This window comes from Streptomyces sp. NPDC007929, from assembly GCF_042959065.1.
Classification (GTDB): Bacteria; Actinomycetota; Actinomycetes; order Streptomycetales; family Streptomycetaceae; genus Streptomyces.
In genome coordinates this window covers 309,445-324,888 of the sequence record NZ_JBIBKD010000006.1, presented here as the reverse complement: position 1 = coordinate 324,888, position 15,444 = coordinate 309,445, and the positions used below count along the sequence as shown (strand labels likewise).

Annotated in this window: 15 protein-coding genes; 8 read left to right on the top strand and 7 right to left on the bottom strand. The window is 72.5% G+C overall.

The window, feature by feature from the left end; all coding sequences use genetic code 11:
• Positions 1-52: 52 nt before the first annotated feature.
• The gene (locus ACFZDE_RS22265; protein WP_391202047.1) at positions 53-823 is read right to left on the bottom strand and encodes a glucose 1-dehydrogenase; all 771 of its coding nucleotides are present in this window, start codon (positions 821-823) and stop codon (positions 53-55) included.
• Positions 824-1,010: 187 nt separating this feature from the next.
• Here ACFZDE_RS22265 and ACFZDE_RS22260 point away from each other — a divergent pair, with 187 nt between their 5' ends.
• Both ACFZDE_RS22260 and ACFZDE_RS22255 read left to right on the top strand, forming a co-directional pair.
• A complete protein-coding gene (locus ACFZDE_RS22260) occupies positions 1,011-1,754 on the top strand; it encodes a hypothetical protein (RefSeq protein ID WP_391202044.1) in 744 nt (247 codons plus the stop codon).
• A 49-nt stretch (positions 1,755-1,803) separates the two neighbouring features.
• A complete protein-coding gene (locus ACFZDE_RS22255) occupies positions 1,804-2,595 on the top strand; it encodes a hypothetical protein (RefSeq protein WP_391202041.1) in 792 nt (263 codons plus the stop codon).
• Positions 2,596-2,603: 8 nt separating this feature from the next.
• On the opposite strand, the gene ACFZDE_RS22250 is transcribed toward ACFZDE_RS22255, so the two are convergent.
• The 3 genes from ACFZDE_RS22250 to ACFZDE_RS22240 all read right to left on the bottom strand — a co-directional run bounded on the left by ACFZDE_RS22250 (position 2,604) and on the right by ACFZDE_RS22240 (position 5,512).
• Positions 2,604-3,242, bottom strand: coding sequence for a LuxR C-terminal-related transcriptional regulator (locus tag ACFZDE_RS22250; RefSeq protein ID WP_391001014.1), 639 nt, complete (start codon positions 3,240-3,242; stop codon positions 2,604-2,606).
• A gap of 102 nt (positions 3,243-3,344) precedes the next feature.
• Positions 3,345-4,250, bottom strand: coding sequence for a TIGR03619 family F420-dependent LLM class oxidoreductase (locus tag ACFZDE_RS22245; protein ID WP_391202038.1), 906 nt, complete (start codon positions 4,248-4,250; stop codon positions 3,345-3,347).
• 14 nt (positions 4,251-4,264) lie between these two features.
• Positions 4,265-5,512, bottom strand: coding sequence for an amidohydrolase family protein (locus tag ACFZDE_RS22240; RefSeq protein WP_391202035.1), 1,248 nt, complete (start codon positions 5,510-5,512; stop codon positions 4,265-4,267).
• Between the two features lie 228 nt (positions 5,513-5,740).
• On the opposite strand from ACFZDE_RS22240, the gene ACFZDE_RS22235 reads away from it, so the two are divergent.
• Positions 5,741-8,797, top strand: coding sequence for a BTAD domain-containing putative transcriptional regulator (locus ACFZDE_RS22235; RefSeq protein WP_391202032.1), 3,057 nt, complete (start codon positions 5,741-5,743; stop codon positions 8,795-8,797).
• 607 nt (positions 8,798-9,404) lie between these two features.
• Complete coding sequence (locus tag ACFZDE_RS22230; RefSeq protein ID WP_391001002.1) at positions 9,405-9,581, top strand: hypothetical protein; 177 nt, start codon at positions 9,405-9,407, stop codon at positions 9,579-9,581.
• A gap of 89 nt (positions 9,582-9,670) precedes the next feature.
• Here ACFZDE_RS22230 and ACFZDE_RS22225 read toward each other — a convergent pair whose 3' ends face one another.
• Together ACFZDE_RS22225 and ACFZDE_RS22220 are read right to left on the bottom strand one after the other, a co-directional pair.
• A complete protein-coding gene (locus tag ACFZDE_RS22225; protein ID WP_391202589.1) occupies positions 9,671-10,000 on the bottom strand; it encodes a hypothetical protein in 330 nt (109 codons plus the stop codon).
• A gap of 65 nt (positions 10,001-10,065) precedes the next feature.
• Complete coding sequence (locus tag ACFZDE_RS22220) at positions 10,066-10,344, bottom strand: hypothetical protein (RefSeq protein WP_391202029.1); 279 nt, start codon at positions 10,342-10,344, stop codon at positions 10,066-10,068.
• Between the two features lie 117 nt (positions 10,345-10,461).
• On the opposite strand from ACFZDE_RS22220, the gene ACFZDE_RS22215 reads away from it, so the two are divergent.
• Positions 10,462-11,388, top strand: coding sequence for an SMP-30/gluconolactonase/LRE family protein (locus tag ACFZDE_RS22215; protein ID WP_391202027.1), 927 nt, complete (start codon positions 10,462-10,464; stop codon positions 11,386-11,388).
• Here ACFZDE_RS22215 and ACFZDE_RS22210 read toward each other — a convergent pair.
• Positions 11,354-12,985: a FadD3 family acyl-CoA ligase gene (locus tag ACFZDE_RS22210; protein WP_391202024.1), complete on the bottom strand. Its 1,632-nt coding sequence runs from the start codon at positions 12,983-12,985 to the stop codon at positions 11,354-11,356. The two genes, ACFZDE_RS22215 and ACFZDE_RS22210, sit on opposite strands and share 35 nt — an antisense overlap.
• Positions 12,986-13,082: 97 nt before the next feature.
• Between ACFZDE_RS22210 and ACFZDE_RS22205 the strand changes: the two genes are divergently transcribed.
• From ACFZDE_RS22205 to ACFZDE_RS22195, 3 genes are read left to right on the top strand one after another with little or no spacing between them, the layout of a single operon-like run.
• A complete protein-coding gene (locus tag ACFZDE_RS22205; RefSeq protein WP_391000991.1) occupies positions 13,083-14,243 on the top strand; it encodes a lipid-transfer protein in 1,161 nt (386 codons plus the stop codon).
• 10 nt (positions 14,244-14,253) lie between these two features.
• Positions 14,254-14,667 (top strand): OB-fold domain-containing protein, encoded by a 414-nt coding sequence (locus tag ACFZDE_RS22200; RefSeq protein ID WP_391202021.1) that lies wholly within the window; start codon positions 14,254-14,256, stop codon positions 14,665-14,667.
• Positions 14,664-15,440, top strand: a complete 777-nt coding sequence (locus ACFZDE_RS22195) for an enoyl-CoA hydratase-related protein (protein ID WP_391202018.1) — start codon at positions 14,664-14,666, stop codon at positions 15,438-15,440. The genes ACFZDE_RS22200 and ACFZDE_RS22195 overlap by 4 nt, the downstream gene beginning before the upstream one ends.
• Positions 15,441-15,444 lie beyond the last annotated feature (4 nt).

The window sequence follows — 15,444 nt, the reverse complement described above, 5'->3', positions numbered from 1 at the left end:
ATGGTCCGACTGTTCCACCGGCCTGCCGGGAGCGTCAATAGCTGATGACCCGTCAGATGACGCTGACGCCGGCCAGCCACCCGCCGTCGATCACGAACGGCTGCCCCGTGATGTACGACGAGTCCGCCGAGGTCAGGAACAGGGCGAGCCGGGCCACCTCCTCCGGTCGCCCGACCCTGCCCAGCGGCACCAGCTTGCGGTACAGCCGGTCGAGGCCCCGCGCCGTCTCCTCCGGGTCGGCGTCCGGATCCAGCCGGGCCGGGTTGGACATCGCCGTGTCGATCGCCCCGGGGCAGACGGCGTTGACGCGTATCCCGCGCCCGGCCAGCTCCAGGGCGGCGACCCGGGTCAGCCCGAGCACGGCGTGCTTGGTCGCCGCGTAGGCACCCACCGCGGCCATCCCGGTCAGGCCCGTGCAGGAGGCGGTGTTGACGATCGTGCCGCCGTCGGACAACTCCGGGGCGACTGTCTTGACGCCGAGGAAGCAGCCCACCTGGTTGACCTGGACGACCTGCATGAACTCGTCGAGGGGGGTGTCCAGGAGGGAGTTGAAGCGCAGGATGCCGGCGTTGTTGACGAGCCCGTCGACCTGGCCGTACGCGTCCTTGGCCGCCGAGACGGCCGCCCGCCAGTCGTCCTCCCGCCCGACGTCGAGATGGACGTACCGCGCGCCGATCTCCTTCGCGAGAGCCTCGCCCCGGTCGTCGAGGACGTCCGCGACGACCACCCGGGCCCCCTCCGCCGCGAACAGCCGGGCCTCCTGCTCGCCCTGGCCGCGTGCGGCGCCGGTGACGATGACGACCCGTCCGTCGAGCTTGCCCATTGCGGCCCCCTTGACACGGCGACTGGATGGACGGCTCAGCGTACTCGCATATCTGATGGGACGTCAGATGGAGTGTCAGGCGGGGTCTCGCCCCGTTCCCCCCATTGCTGAGGCGAATGTCACACGACTGGCGAGTAGGGATGTTTGACCCTGTCGCCGCACCTCAAGGGATCCCAAAATCCTGGCCATGGCCAAGAGAAGACTGAAGAACAGGAAGACCAGGATCGTGGCGGTCGGAGCGGCCCTCGTGACCGGCGGGGTCCTGGCCGCCGTACTCCTGCCGTCGGCGAGCGCCGCGGAGGAGAAGACGCCCGATCAGATCATGGATTTGTGCAATCGAGCCGAGGTGCTCAACGGCAAAGAGCAGGACATCTTCGATTTCGGCGGGCACCCGATCGCCGGGCCGAGTTTCGGGTCCGACAACTGCGATTTCGTCGAGACCAAGTTCGAGACATTCGACGGTCCGACCGAAAAGGCCTCCATCGACTTCCCGAACTGCGAGCCGAACGCGACCGAGCCGGCGACGGTGTCGGTCACCTGGTCGGCGACGGCCGCCCAGGGCCAGGGCAAGTACACCGTCACCCAGCAGGGCGGCGGCGGAGGGATCTTCGGGGCCCTGAGCGGATCCTGGCTCAAGCACAAGGGCACCCTCGACATGACCATCAACTCGGCCACCGCCGGTGAGACGGAAGAGCGCAAGGTGCCGGTCGGCAAGGTCCTCCACATGGAGTTCACGCCGAAGATGCAGCGCATGACCGGTGAGTGGCGGGTGCGGATCGACGCCGACCCGGGCGGCTTCGCCAGGAACCCCTCCCCCGAGCAGAACTTCGCCGCGCCGGAGGTCGTCGAGGGCCCGGTCATCCTGCCGGGCGCTGCGGGCGCTCCCGGTGTCGTGGACGGCACCTCCAAGGCCGTACTGACCGACTGCTGAGCCCCGGACACCGTCACCCTGCCCCCCACACCCCCCTGGGAGAACTCTCATGACACGCACCGGCCGCGCGAGAAGCCACCGGAGCAAGAAGAAGCGCATCACCCTGGCCCTGTCCCCGCTGGTGGCCGTCGCGGTGGCCGTACCGCTGATGAACACGGCGGGCGCCGCCACCCCGTCCGAAGTGAGCGCCGACTGTGCGGCGGACTCCGACAAGCTGGAGAACTGCGAGTTCGTCGACGTCCAGTTCAAGCGGGACAACCTCGGGCCCAACCAGCGGGTCTCCGCGACAAGCAAAAACTGCGGCTCCACGGACACCGCCTTGAAGACCTTCAACGTGAGCGCGTCCGTGACCAGGATCGTCCAGCTGGAGGACGGGTTCGTCGCGGACGCAGGCACGAAACTCGGCAATTCCTTCTTCGAGATCGGCGTGAAGTTCAACACGTCGGAGATCAACATCACGCGTGACGACAAGACGACCACCCTGGCGTTCAGCAGGACGGACACCGTACAGCCGGACAGCATCGGATTCTTCATGTGGTCCGCCAAGCGCACCGATGTGAGCGGATTCCTGCGGGCCACGTACAAAGAGCCGCAGGACGGCCAGAAGGTCTTCTTCTCGCCCAGTGAGGGCGCCACGAGCGTGCATGTCTTCTATCCGCAGATCCTGAAGAACGGCACTCCCGACGGACGCCTCTGGCTGCGCAATGTGAAATGCGGAACTCCCGAGGCCTCGGGGCTGGTGAATTCCACCCGCGCCCTGAGGTCGGAGCCCGGATTCGGCGAGGGCGGGGAGAACGTCACCGACGTCGAGATACCGCTGTCGGAGGTCCAGGCTCCGTAACCGGGTTCTCAGATGCGAAGCACGGGCGCGGCTCCCAGCCACCGCAGGACCGCGTCCGTGCTGCCGCGTGCGTCCAGCTTGGCGTAGATGTTGCTGAGGTTGTTGCGGACGGTCTTCTCGCTCAGCCGTAAGCGCAGCCCGATCTCCTGGGCGCCGAGACCGGTCGACAGCAGTTCCATGATCTCCCGCTCGCGGCGCGAGAGCAGACCGCGCAGCCGCTCCGTCGCCGCGTCCTCGGCGGACGCCCGCAGGGTCCCCTCGCGCAGGGTCGTGCAGGCCGCCGGGGAGAGGTGGGTGTGACCGACGGTGGCCCCGACGACGGCCGCGGAGAGCATGCGGGTGCAGTAGTCGCCCTCGACGAGGTACCCGGCGCCCCCGCGGAGCACCTCCATGACGGTCTCGTCGTCCCGGAGCGGCCCGACCACGATCACCGGGACGCCGTCGGCCCGCAGTTCCCGCAGCCGGTCGACGGGGTCGGCGCTGTGCAGGACGACGACGTCCACACCGTCCGGGACATGGAAGGGCGAGGGGGGACGCAGACGCACCACCCGCCCCACGTACGGGTCGTCCGACGCCGGCCAGTCGGGATGCGGCCAGGGGCCCTCCGGACAGGCGAGGGCGACGGAGAGTTTCCGGGAAGCGCGCACGTCGTTGTGTCCTTCCGCCGAAGCCGTACGTGTCCGTACGTGTCCGTACGTCCGTGCATACGGAGACCGGCGTGGACTTGTTCAAGTTTTCAATGAATGCGCTTACGTCAGCAGCGGAGCGACCTCCTGCCCGAACTGCCGTATCTGGTCGGTGAGTTCGCCGCGGCTTCGGCTCCGGAAGCGCACCTGGACCTGGTGCACGCCCATCGCCCGGTACGCCCGCAGCGACTCGGCGAGCTCCTGCGGCCCTCCGGTGAGGGTCCGGCGGCCCACCTCCCACCGGGGCGTGCCGACGTACAGCGGCTCGGTGATGGCGCCCACGGTGAACGGGCCGCGCACCCCGGCCTGTTCGCGCAGCTCCCGGATCCGGGCGATCTGTCCGGGCAGCCGGTCCCTCGGATCGCCCTGCGGCAGCCAGCCGTCGCCCCTGAGCGCGGCTCGCCGTACGGCGGGGGGCGAGGAGCCGCCGACCCAGACGGGGATCCGGTCCTGCGCCGGCCGGGGCCGCTGGCCGAGTCCCTCGAAGTCGTAGAGCTTGCCGTGGTGCTCGGGGAACTCCTCGGGCCCGAGGGCGGCGCGCAGGGCGTCGAGACACTCGTCGAGCACGGTCCCACGCTGCCGGAAGTCCACACCGAGGGCCTCGAACTCCTCCCGGACGTGCCCGGCACCGACCCCGAGGATCAGCCGGCCTCCGCTGAGGTGGTCGAGGGTGGCGTACTGCTTGGCGGTGAGCAGGGGGTGCCGCAGCCCGACGACCGCGACATGGCTGAGCAGCCGGACGCGTCGGGTGGCGGCGGCGAGGAAGGCGAGGGTGGCGACGGGGTCGTACCAGACGGTGCTCATCGCGGCGGCCAGACGGCGCGGGACGGCTACGTGGTCGCAACCGGCCAGGTAGTCGAACCCGGCCCGGTCGGCGGCGCGGGCGATCTCCAGCAGGTCCTGCGGCCCGGCCTCCGCCTCCCACCCCTCGGCGTAAAGGGTGCTCTGCGACTGGACGGGAAGCTGCATCCCGTACCGCAGGCTCACCGCGCGCCCCCGGCGCCGCCCGGCCACAGGCCCTGGTCCGTCAGCCCGAGCAGCTCGATGGCGTTGCCCCGCACTATCCGCTCGACCACGTCGGGCTCCAGGTGGCCCATCTGGGCCTCGCCGACCTCGCGGGACTTGGGCCAGGTGGAGTCGGAGTGGGGGTAGTCGGTCTCGTAGAGGACGTTGCCGACGCCGATGGAGTCGAGGTTGCGCAGCCCGAAGGCGTCGTCGAAGAAGCAGCCGTACACGTGCTCGGCGAAGAGCTCCGACGGCGGCCGGTGCACCTTGTCGGCGACGCCGCCCCAGCCGCGGTTCTCCTCCCACACCACGTCGGCCCGCTCCAGGATGTAGGGGATCCAGCCGATCTGGCCCTCGGCGTACATCACCTTGAGGTTCGGGAACCGCTCGAACTTGCCGCTCATCAGCCAGTCGACCATGGAGAAGCAGCAGTTGGCGTAGGTGATGGTCGAGCCCACGGCGGGCGGGGCGTCGGCGGAGGTGGAGGGCATGCGGCTGGAGGAGCCGATGTGCATGGCGACGACGGTGCCGGTCTCGTCGCAGGCCTGGAGGAACGGGTCCCAGTCGTCGGTGTGGATGGACGGCAGTCCGAGGAACGGCGGTATCTCGGAGAAGGCGACGGCCCGGACGCCTCGGGCGGCGTTGCGCCGGACCTCGGCCGCCGCCAGCTCGGCGTCCCAGAGGGGGATGAGGGGCAGGGGTATGAGCCGCCCGTGCGCGTCGGGGCCGCACCACTCCTCCACCATCCAGTCGTTGTAGGCCCGCACGCAGAGCAAACCCAGTTCGTGGTCCTTGGCCTCGGTGAAGGTCTGGCCGCAGAAGCGGGGGAAGGTCGGGAAGCACAGGGCGGACTGGACGTGGTTGACGTCCATGTCGGCGAGGCGCGCGGTGACGTCGTAGGAGCCGGGCCGCATCTGCTCGTAGGTGATGACCTCCAGCCTGATCTCGTCCCTGTCGTACCCGACGGCGGTGTCGAGCCGGGTGAGGGGCCGCCGCAGCTCCTCGTAGACCCACCAGTCCCCGACCGGTCCGTCGTCCCCGGCCTGCCCCATCACCGGCCTGAACCGGCCCCCGAGGAACGTCATCTCCTTCACGGGCGCCCGGACGACACGCGGCCCGGCCTCCCGGTACTTCCCCGGAAGCCGGTCCTGCCAGACGCTCGCGGGCTCCACGGTGTGGTCGTCCACGGAGATGATCAGCGGAAAGGTGCTCTCGTGGCTGTCCATGCCGCCCACGGTAGCGCCGATCTGACGGGGCGTCAGCTATGCGGGCCGGGGTCGGTTCCGGCCGTGAGGGCCGGGGAACCACCCGCTCCGGACGGACGGGTGCGGAGAGAGTGTGCAGACCTGGTGGACTCTGGCGTGCCGCCCTGTGATCGGTGTCTCCCACGGCTGACGTATCCGCCCCCAACAAGGCAAACTGGCGTGGTTGCTCAGGATGTCTAGGGGGACTGCATGGACGGTGTACCGGACGGTGTGCCGCGCGTACCGCAGCAGCGGCGTCCCGGCCCGCCGTCGCCGTCGGACCCGTCGGCGACGCCCGAGCGCCCGGGGGTGTCCGAGCGCCCGGGGGCGCCCGTGGCTCTGCGCTTCAGTGTGCTCGGGCCCGTGCGCGCCTGGCGCGGTGACGAGCCGGTCACCACCGGCTCCCCCCAGCAACGCGCCCTGCTCGCCGCCCTGCTGCTGCGCGAGGGCCGCACCGCCACCGCGGCCGAACTCATCGACGCCCTCTGGGGCGAGGAACCGCCCTCGCAGGCGCTCGCGGCGGTCCGCACCTACGCCTCCCGCCTGCGCAAGGTGCTGGACCCGGACGGCGAGGCCCGCCGGTCCGGTGCCACCCCGGCCACCGCGGCCCTGGTCAGCGAGTCCGGCGGCTACGCGGTCCGTGACCTGGCCGAGGACGCCCTGGACCTCACCGTCGCCCAGGACCTGGCGAACGAGGCGGAGAAGGCCCGCTCCGCCGGCGACCTCGGCCAGGCCCGCGAGACCCTGCGCCGCGCCCTCGCCCTCTGGGACGGGGAGACCCTCGCCGGAGTGCCCGGCCCCTACGCGGAGGCCCAGCGCGTCCGGCTGGAGGAGTGGCGGCTCCAACTCGTCGAATCGCGCCTGGACATGGACCTGGAGCAGGGCTGCCACGCCGAGGCCGTCTCGGAACTCACGGCCCTCACCGCGGCCCATCCGCTCCGGGAGCGGCTGCGGGAGCTGCTGATGCTGGCGCTCTACCGCAGCGGCCGCCAGGCCGAGGCCCTGGCCGTCTACGCCGACACCCGCCGTCTGCTCGCCGACGAACTCGGCGTGGACCCGCGCCCCGGCCTGAGCGAGCTGCAACAGCGGATCCTGCGGGCGGATCCCGCCCTCGCGGAGCCCTCCTCGGCGCCCGAACCGGCCGCCGCGCCGGTGCGCCCCGCCCAACTGCCGGCGACCGTGCCGGACTTCACCGGGCGCTCCGGTTTCGTCCGGGAACTGGGCGACATCCTGGCCTCCGCAGAGGGCCGCGTCATGGCGGTCTCGGCCCTCGCGGGCATCGGCGGCGTGGGCAAGACGACCCTCGCGGTGCACGTGGCGCACCAGGCCCGCGCGGCCTTCCCGGACGGGCAGCTGTACGTCGACCTCCAGGGGGCGGGCGCCCGGGCGGCGGAGCCGGAGACGGTCCTCGGCTCCTTCCTGCGCGCCCTCGGCACGGCCGACTCGGCGATCCCCGACTCCCTGGAGGAGCGCGCGGCCCTCTACCGCTCGGTCATGGCCGGACGCCGGGTGCTGGTCCTGCTGGACAACGCCCGCGACGCCGCCCAGGTGCGGCCCCTGCTGCCCGGCACGGACGGCTGCGCCGCGCTGGTCACCTCCCGGGTGCGGATGCTGGACCTGGCGGGTGCCCATCTGATCGACCTCGACGTGATGTCCCCGGACGAGGCGCTGGCGCTGTTCACGAAGATCGTCGGCGAGGAGCGGGTGGCGTCGGAGCGGACGGCCGCGCTCGACGTGGTCGCGGCCTGCGGGTTCCTGCCGCTGGCGATCCGCATCGCGGCGTCCCGCCTGGCGGCCCGCCGCACCTGGACCGTGTCGGTCCTCGCCGCGAAGCTCGCCGACGAGCGCCGCCGCCTGGACGAGCTCCAGGCCGGCGACCTGGCCGTCAAGGCGACCTTCGAGCTCGGCTACGGCCAGCTGGAACCCGTCCAGGCCCGGGCGTTCCGCCTGCTCGGCCTCGCGGACGGCCCCGACATCTCCCTGGCCGCCGCGGCGGCGGTCCTGGACCTGCCGGTGGACGACACGGAGGACCTGCTGGAGTCCCTCGTCGACACCTCCCTCCTCGAATCGGCGGCCCCCGGCCGCTACCGCTTCCACGACCTGGTCCGGCTCTACGCGCGTGCCTGCGCGGAACGGGACGAACTCCCCCCGACGGAACGGAGCGCGGCCCTCTCCCGCCTGCTGGACTTCTACCTGGCCTCCGCGGCCGGGGTGTACGCGATCGAACGGCCGGGGGACCGGCTGGTGGATCACCTGGAGCCCACGTCGTACCCCGGGCTGCGGTTCGGCAACCGGCACGCGGCGCAGGACTGGCTGTACGCGGAGGCCATGTGCCTCCTCGCCTGCGTACGGCAGGCCGCGGGGCGGCCGGAGACCCTCCCGCGGGCGATCGACATGCTGTGGGCGGCGCACGACCTCTCCGAGTCGGGGGCCAACTCCAAGGAGTACGAGGCGACCGCCCAGGCGCTCGTCGGCGCGGCCCGCGCGCAGGGGCTCGGGCGGGCGGAGGCCCGGGCGCTGATGACGCTGGTCAACGTCCACCACGTGGGCGGCCGTTTCGAGCGGGCCGAGGAGGAGGCGGAACGGGCCATCGTCCTCGCGCAGGAGTCCGACGACCTGCTGCCCGTCTGCTGGGCCCGCAACGCGCGCGGCATCATCGCGCTCTACCAGAACCGCCACGACGACGGCGAGGAGCACCTCTCCCGGGCCATCGAGCACTTCCGGGCCCTGGGCGACCGGCCCGGTGTGGCCTCCGCGCTGTGCAACCTGTCCCGGATCCATCTCGCGACCGGGCGGATCCAGAGCGCGGTCGCCCTGGCCCAGGAGGGCATCGACATCTACGACGCCATGGGCAACGCCCTGCGCGGCGCCAACGCCCGGTACGCCCTCGGGCTCGCCCTCACCCAGAGCGGGGAGCTGTGTGGCGCCGCCGACCGGCTCCAGGAGGCGCTGGAGGTGTTCCGGGACAGCAGGCAGCGCCTCTGGGAGGGCATGAGCCTGTTCCGGCTGGCCGAGGTGGACCTCGCCGCCCGGCGCGCGGCGCGGGCCGCCGCCAACGCCGAGATGGCGCTCACGGTCCTGCGCGGCATCGGCGGGGAGTGGCGGCGGGGCAACGTCCTCACGGTCCTCGGCCGCGCCCTGAGCGGCATCGGCCAGACCGGCCGCGCCCAGGTCTGCTGGCAGGAAGCGGCCGGCATCTACGAGGAACTGGGCTCCCCGGAGGCCACCGAGGTCCGTGCGCTGCTGACGCCGGTGCGGGCGGCCTGAGGCGAGGAAGCGGGGGGTGTGAGGCGCCGGGCCGACGACCCAGGCACTCGGGCGGGCGGCGTGAGGCACCCGGGCGGGCGGTGTGAGGCGAGGGAGCGGGGGGGTGTGAGGCGCCGGGCCGGCGGCCCAGGCACTCGGGCGGGCGGCCTGAGGCACCCGGGCGGGCGGCGTGAGGCGAGGGAGCGGGGGGTGCGAGGCGCCGGGCCGACGGCCCAGGCACCCGGGCGGGCGGCCTGAGGCACCCGGACGGGCGGCGTGAGGCGAGGGAGCGGGGGGTGCGAGGCGCCGGGCCGGCGACCCAGGCACCCGGGCGGGCGGCCTGAGGCACCCGGACGGGCGATGTGAGACGGCGGACCGGGCGGTCCGAGGCGGCGGGCCGGGCGGTCCGAGGGGGCGGGTCGGGGGCGTTCATCATTCGTTTATCCCGCCGCGCCATGATGGACGCAGTCGATCCGTCGCGTCGGGGGGCAGACGGGTCGCACGCGGGCCTCGCTCCGGTCGTTCGGGGTGAGGGGCCCGGGCGGGTCCGCCCGACCACCCACGGGGGAGTGACCGGGCGGGCCCGCCGACCTCACTGCTTGATCCATGCCAAGGGGAGTTGACGATCATGGGCGACGAGCTCAAGCCGCAGGACCTGCACGCCACGACCGAGCCGCTGGGGACCGAGGACCTGCACGCCACGGACAAGAACACCGTGAAGAAGCAGGACCTGCACGCCACGGACGAGCCGCTGGAGACGAAGGACCTGCACGCCACGTCGGAGCCGTTCAAGCCGACGAAGTAAGCCACCGCCACACGGGGTTCGGCCGCGGCGGCGCGGAGGGGGAGCCGTCGCGGCCGAGGTGTGTCCGCGGGCGGGTGCGTGCCGTCAGGTCACAGCGCAACGACCCGCACGCCCGGCCCGCACAGCTTTCCCATGTCGCCCTCGTCGGACGTGAAGAGCACCACGCCCCCGGGCTGCCGGCCCGCGATCACGGCCAGCGCCGCGTCGATCGCGTACTTGTGGCCGTGCAGACCCGTGTCCTGGAGCAGGGTGACAGCGGCGTCGGCGACCTCGCGGGTCACGGGCTCCACCACGACACGCGACATCGCCCAGGCCCAGGCCGCACGCCTCACCCGGCCGTGGTAGGCCTCGATCAGGGTCATCGAGCTGGTCACGACGCGGATTCCGGAACGGTGCGCGTCCTTGAGCCGCGCGAGCATCACGCGGTCGCCCAGAACGGCCCGGGACAGCGCCTCGCAGTCCAGCACGTAGCAGGACGGCACCACTAGCTCGCCCTCCGGTCCCGCTCGCCGCTCCCCGCGCCCTGCTCGGTGAAGTGACGCTCGAACTCCCTGCGCTCGGCCTCGGCCGACGCGAGCTCGGCCTCGGTGACGGGCCCGTGCTCGTGCTCCAGCCAGGTCACCAGTTCTCCCAGCCGGTCCTGCTCCCGCTGGCGCTCTATGGCCCGCGTCACATACGCGCTGAAGCCGCCGGACCCGACCTCCTGCCGGATCTCCTCGGCGAGCTCCTCCGGCAGCGTCACGGTGTACTTCTTCGTTGCCATACCACTTACCATACCGCCGCGGGTCGCCGTCGGCCCGGCGTGGTGCGCCACCGGCCGGGGCGCGCGATAGTGGGTTCGCGCGGATCACCCGTCGGCCCACTCCCGAAGGCGGCCCCCATGCCCGGTGAGCAGCCCCATCTCTACGAGACCCTCGACGAACGGTTCCGGACCGGGCGGTGTCAGGCCGGGGACTCGCGGCTGGAGGTCCTCCACGACGGGTGCCGGTGGGCCGAGGGGCCGGTGTACGTGCCCGCCGGGCGGTATCTCGTGTGGAGCGACATCCCCAACGACCGGCTGCTGCGGTGGGACGAGACGACCGGGGCCGTCGGGGTGTTCCGCTCCCCCGCCGGGTATCCGAACGGCAGCACCCTGGACGGCCAGGGGCGGCTCGTCACCTGTGAGCAGGGCAACCGGCGGGTGACCAGGACCGAGCACGACGGCTCGGTCACGGTGATCGCCGAGCGGTACCGGGGGAAGCGGCTCAACAGCCCGAACGACGCCGTGGTGAGGTCGGACGGGTCGGTGTGGTTCTCCGACCCCGAGTTCGGGATCGCCACGGACTACGAGGGGCAGCGCGCCGAGAGCGAGATCGACGCCCGCAACGTCTACCGCGTCGACCCGGCGAGCGGCGAGGTGCGGCTGGTCGCCGACGGGTTCCAGGGGCCCAACGGGCTGGTCTTCTCCCCGGACGAGCGGCGGCTGTTCGTGTCCGACAGCCTCGCCAACCACATCCGCGTCTTCGACGTCCACGAAGACGGCGCCTCGCTCTCTGGCGGCGAGGTGTTCACCGGGTGCGCTCGGGGCACCTTCGACAACATCCGCTTCGACGACCAGGGGCGGCTGTGGGCCGCGGCGATGGACGGGGGCGTGCACTGCTACGACCCCGACGGCACCCTGCTCGGCCGCGTCCTGGTCCCCGGCACCGTCGCCAACGTCCGCTTCGGCGGTGCCCGGCGCAACCGGCTGTTCATCGCCGCCGACACCACCCTGTACTCCCTGATGATGTCGGTCACCGGCACTCCGGCCCTGCCGCTCGGCCGGTGACCGGCTCCCGCAGGGCGCCCTTGACGACCTTCCCGCTCGCGTTGCGCGGCAGTTCGGCGACGAACTCCACGGTGCGCGGGACCTTGTAGTTGGCCATCTCCCTGCGGGACCAGGCGATGAGGTCGTCGGCGGTCAGCAGGGCGCCGGGGCGGCGTACGACGTAGGCCCGGCCGACCTCGCCGAGCCGGGCGTCCGGTACGCCGATCACCGCCACGTCGGCCACGTCCGGGTGCAGGCCCAGGAGCTGCTCTATCTCGGCGGGGTAGGCGTTGAAGCCGCCGACGATGAACATGTCCTTGAGGCGGTCGGTGATGCGCAGGTTGCCCGCCCGGTCCAGGACGCCGATGTCGCCGGTGCGCAGCCAGCCGTCGGGGGTGAGCACCTCGGCGGTGGCCCGCTCGTCCTCGTAGTAGCCGGACATGACGTTGAAGCCGCGTACCAGGACCTCGCCGGGCAGGCCGGGGGGCAGGGGCCGGTTCTCCGCGTCCACGACCCGGATCCGGGTGCCGGGGACGGCGCGGCCCGAGGTGGACGCGATGACCGTCGGGTCGTCGCCGCGTCGGCACATGGTGACGAGGCCGCTCGCCTCGGAGAGGCCGTAGGCGGTGAGGACGGTGCCGACGCCGAGTTCGGTGCGCAGGCGCTCGACCAGGCGCAGCGGCACGACCGCCGCTCCCGTCACGACCAGGCGCAGCGCCGACAGGTCGTGGGCGTCGCGTGCGGGGTGGTCCAGGAGGGACTGCAGGAGGGTCGGGGGGCCGGGGAGCACGGAGATCCGCTCGGCGGCGATGTTGGCCAGGACCGTGGACACGTTGAACACCGGCTGGGGGATCATCGTGGCGCCCCGCATCAGGCAGGCGATCACGCCGGCCTTGTAGCCGAAGGTGTGGAAGAAGGGGTTGACGATCAGATAGCGGTCGCCCCGGGTGAGGCCCGCGAGACCGGCCCAGATGTCGTAGGCGCGCAGCGTCTGGTCGTGGGTGATGACCGCGCCCTTGGGGCGGCCCGTCGTGCCCGAGGTGAAGACGATGTCCGAAGGCCAATTCCCCTGTACGGCCGCGGACCTGTCGCCCACGTCCGCCGTTCCGACCCCCTCCCCGCCGGCCAGGAAGTCCTTCCAGGTCAGGAAGGAGGCCGGGGCGTCCTCCGAGAGGACGACCGCGTGCTTCAGGGCGGGCAGGCCGGGCAGCGGGCCGGGGCCCGGGCCGTCCGTGGCGGCCCGGCGCAGGGACGCCACGTACGACGTGCCGAGGAACGTGCCCGTCACGAACAGCAGCCGGGCGCCGCTGCGGCGCAGTACGTCGGCGGCTTCGGCGCCCTTGAAGCGGGTGTTCAGCGGCACGAGCACGGCGCCCGCCGACACCGCGCCCAGGGCCGCGACGATCCAGTCGAGGGAGTTGGGGGCCCAGATGGCCACGCGGTCGCCGGGTTCGATGCCGGTGGCCAGGCAGGCCGCCGCCGAGCGCTCCACGCGGGCGCCGAGTTCCGCGTAGGTGACGCGGGTGCGGCCCTCGACGACCGCCTCGACGTCCGCGTAGCGCTCGGCCGCCGTCCTGACCAGGTCCGGAACGCTTCCCCATGCCGTATCCGTTCGCACCGCACGCCTCCCCACGGCCTAGGAGCTGACTACCCGTCAGATTATCGGTAATCTGACGGACTGTCAGCGACCGTTCGGCCCCGGAGGTGCCAAGCGCATGGCAGCAGGATCGGGAGGCCTCAAGGACGCCACCGCCATCGTCGGCACAGGCCGGACACCCTTCGCCAAGCGGCTGCCGGAGGACGAACGCACCCTGGCCTGCCGCGCCGTCCTGGCCGCGCTCGACGACGCCGGGATCGCGCCCGGCGAGGTCGACGCCCTCGCCTCCTACACCATGGAGGAGACCGACGAGGTGGAGCTGGCGAAGGCCTGCGGCTTCGGTGACCTGACCTTCTTCAGCAAGGTCGGCTTCGGCGGCGGGGGTTCGTGCGCCACCGTCGCCCACCTCGCCGCGGCCGTCACGGCCGGGCAGGCGAACGTGGGGGTGGCCTGGCGCTCCCGCAAGCGGGGCAGCGGGCCACGCCCCTGGACCAACACCGCCGTCCAGCTCCCCACCCCGGCCCAGTGGACCCGCCCCTACGGGCTGCTCCGCCCGGCCGACGAGATCGCCATGCTCACCCGCCGCTACCTGCACGAGTACGGCGCCACCCGCGACCACCTGTTCAACGTCGCCCTCGCCTGCCGCAACCGGGCCAACCAGAACCCCGCCGCGATCATGTACGACCGCCCCCTGACCCGGGAGATGTACATGACCTCCCGCTGGATCAGCGAGCCGCTCTGCCTGTTCGACAACTGCCTGGAGACGGACGGGGCGCTGGCCTGTGTGGTCGTCTCCGCCGAGCGCGCCCGGGACTGCCGACACAAACCCGTCTACATCCATTCCGCCGCCCAGTCGCTCCCCGCCCAGCACCACGGCATGGTCAACTACTGGAACGACGACCCCCTGACCGGCCCCGCCTGGAGCGCCGCACGGCACCTGTGGAAGCACTCCGACCTGACCCCCGAGGACGTGGACGTCGCCCAGATCTACGACGCCTTCACGCCCCTGGTGCTGCTCTCCCTGGAGGGCTACGGCTTCTGCGGGCGCGGCGAGGGCGGGCCGTTCACCGAGGGCGGGGCGCTGGAGACAGGCGGGCTGCTGCCGGTGAACACCGGCGGGGGCGGGCTGTCCGAGGCCTATGTGCACGGCTTCAACCTGATCGACGAGGGGGTCAGACAGTTGCGCGGGACCAGTACCGCGCAGGTGCCGGGCGCCACCACCTGCCTGGTCACGGCCGGGGAAGGGGTCCCGACCTCCGCCCTGCTGCTGAGGAGTTGAGGAGCCGCTCATGCTGCGTCCCGTCCCCGACACCGACGGTGCCCCCTTCTGGGAGTACGCCGCCCGGGGCGAACTGCGCGTCCAGGCCTGCGCCGCGTGCGGGGAGCCGCGCTTCCCGCCCCGGCCCTGCTGCCCGCAGTGCCAGTCCTTCGAGAGCGAGTGGCGTCCGGTGTCCGGCCGGGGCCGGGTCTGGTCCTACGTCGTCGCCCATCCCCCGCTGCTGCCCGACTACGCGGCGCTCGCGCCGTACAACGTGGCCGTCGTCGAGCTGGACGAGGCGCCGCGCGTCCGGCTGGTGGGCAACCTGGTCGCGGGGGCCGGGCAGCCGCTCGGCTCCCTGCCGCGGGAGCGGTTGCGCATCGGCGCCCGGGTGCGGGCCGTCTTCCACGACGGCCTGGTCCAGTGGGTTCCGGAGCGGCCGTGAGCAGCGTCCTCGTAGGGGCCGACCGGGACAGCGGGGTCGCCGTGGTGACGCTGAACCGTCCCGAGCGGCTCAACGCCGTCGATCTCGCCATGGCCGACGAACTGGCCTCCACCTGGCACGAGTTGCGGTTCGACGACGCCGTGCGGGCGATCGTCCTCACCGGGTCCGGGGAGCGGGCGTTCTGCACCGGCATCGACCGGGACGCCGTCGTGCCGCAGCCGAACTCGCCGTACGCGCAGGACGATCCGCTGCTCGGCATCGGGCCGAAGGCGAACGACCTGTGGAAACCGGTGGTCGCCGCCGTGCGCGGCATGGCCTGCGGGGGCGCCTTCTATCTGCTGGGTGAGGCGGAGTTCCTGGTCGCGGACACCACCGCCACCTTCTTCGACCCGCACACCACCTACGGCATGGTCAGCGCCTACGAGTCGGTGCTGATGGCGCAGCGCATGCCGTACGGGGAGGTCGCGCGGATGGCGCTGATGGGCACGGCGGAACGGATCTCGGCCCGGCGGGCGTACGAGGTCGGGCTGGTGTCGGAACTCGTGCCGGAGGGCGGGGCCTTGGAGGCGGCGACCTCGTGCGCCGCCGCTCTCGCCGGGTACCCGACCGAGGCCGTGCAGGGGACCGTGCGGGCGCTGTGGGCCGCGAGCGAGGCGGGGCGGGCGCAGGGCGTCGCGCAGGCGCCGCACCTCATCGCACTCGGGAACGCGGCGGGCGAGCGGCAGGCCCGGTTGTTCGGCGAGCGGTCACGGGAGTACCGGTTGCGCGAGTGAAGGC

Bases quoted from the DNA above. Each gene is read 5' to 3' on its own strand.
- ACFZDE_RS22265 (WP_391202047.1), bottom strand. From the start codon at position 823: ATGGGCAAGCTCGACGGACGGGTCGTCATCGTCACCGGCGCCGCACGC.
- ACFZDE_RS22260 (WP_391202044.1), top strand. From the start codon at position 1,011: ATGGCCAAGAGAAGACTGAAGAACAGGAAGACCAGGATCGTGGCGGTC.
- ACFZDE_RS22255 (WP_391202041.1), top strand. From the start codon at position 1,804: ATGACACGCACCGGCCGCGCGAGAAGCCACCGGAGCAAGAAGAAGCGC.
- ACFZDE_RS22245 (WP_391202038.1), bottom strand. From the start codon at position 4,250: ATGCAGCTTCCCGTCCAGTCGCAGAGCACCCTTTACGCCGAGGGGTGG.
- ACFZDE_RS22240 (WP_391202035.1), bottom strand. From the start codon at position 5,512: ATGGACAGCCACGAGAGCACCTTTCCGCTGATCATCTCCGTGGACGAC.
- ACFZDE_RS22235 (WP_391202032.1), top strand. From the start codon at position 5,741: ATGGACGGTGTACCGGACGGTGTGCCGCGCGTACCGCAGCAGCGGCGT.
- ACFZDE_RS22230 (WP_391001002.1), top strand. From the start codon at position 9,405: ATGGGCGACGAGCTCAAGCCGCAGGACCTGCACGCCACGACCGAGCCG.
- ACFZDE_RS22225 (WP_391202589.1), bottom strand. From the start codon at position 10,000: ATGCTCGCGCGGCTCAAGGACGCGCACCGTTCCGGAATCCGCGTCGTG.
- ACFZDE_RS22220 (WP_391202029.1), bottom strand. From the start codon at position 10,344: ATGGCAACGAAGAAGTACACCGTGACGCTGCCGGAGGAGCTCGCCGAG.
- ACFZDE_RS22215 (WP_391202027.1), top strand. From the start codon at position 10,462: ATGCCCGGTGAGCAGCCCCATCTCTACGAGACCCTCGACGAACGGTTC.
- ACFZDE_RS22205 (WP_391000991.1), top strand. From the start codon at position 13,083: ATGGCAGCAGGATCGGGAGGCCTCAAGGACGCCACCGCCATCGTCGGC.
- ACFZDE_RS22200 (WP_391202021.1), top strand. From the start codon at position 14,254: ATGCTGCGTCCCGTCCCCGACACCGACGGTGCCCCCTTCTGGGAGTAC.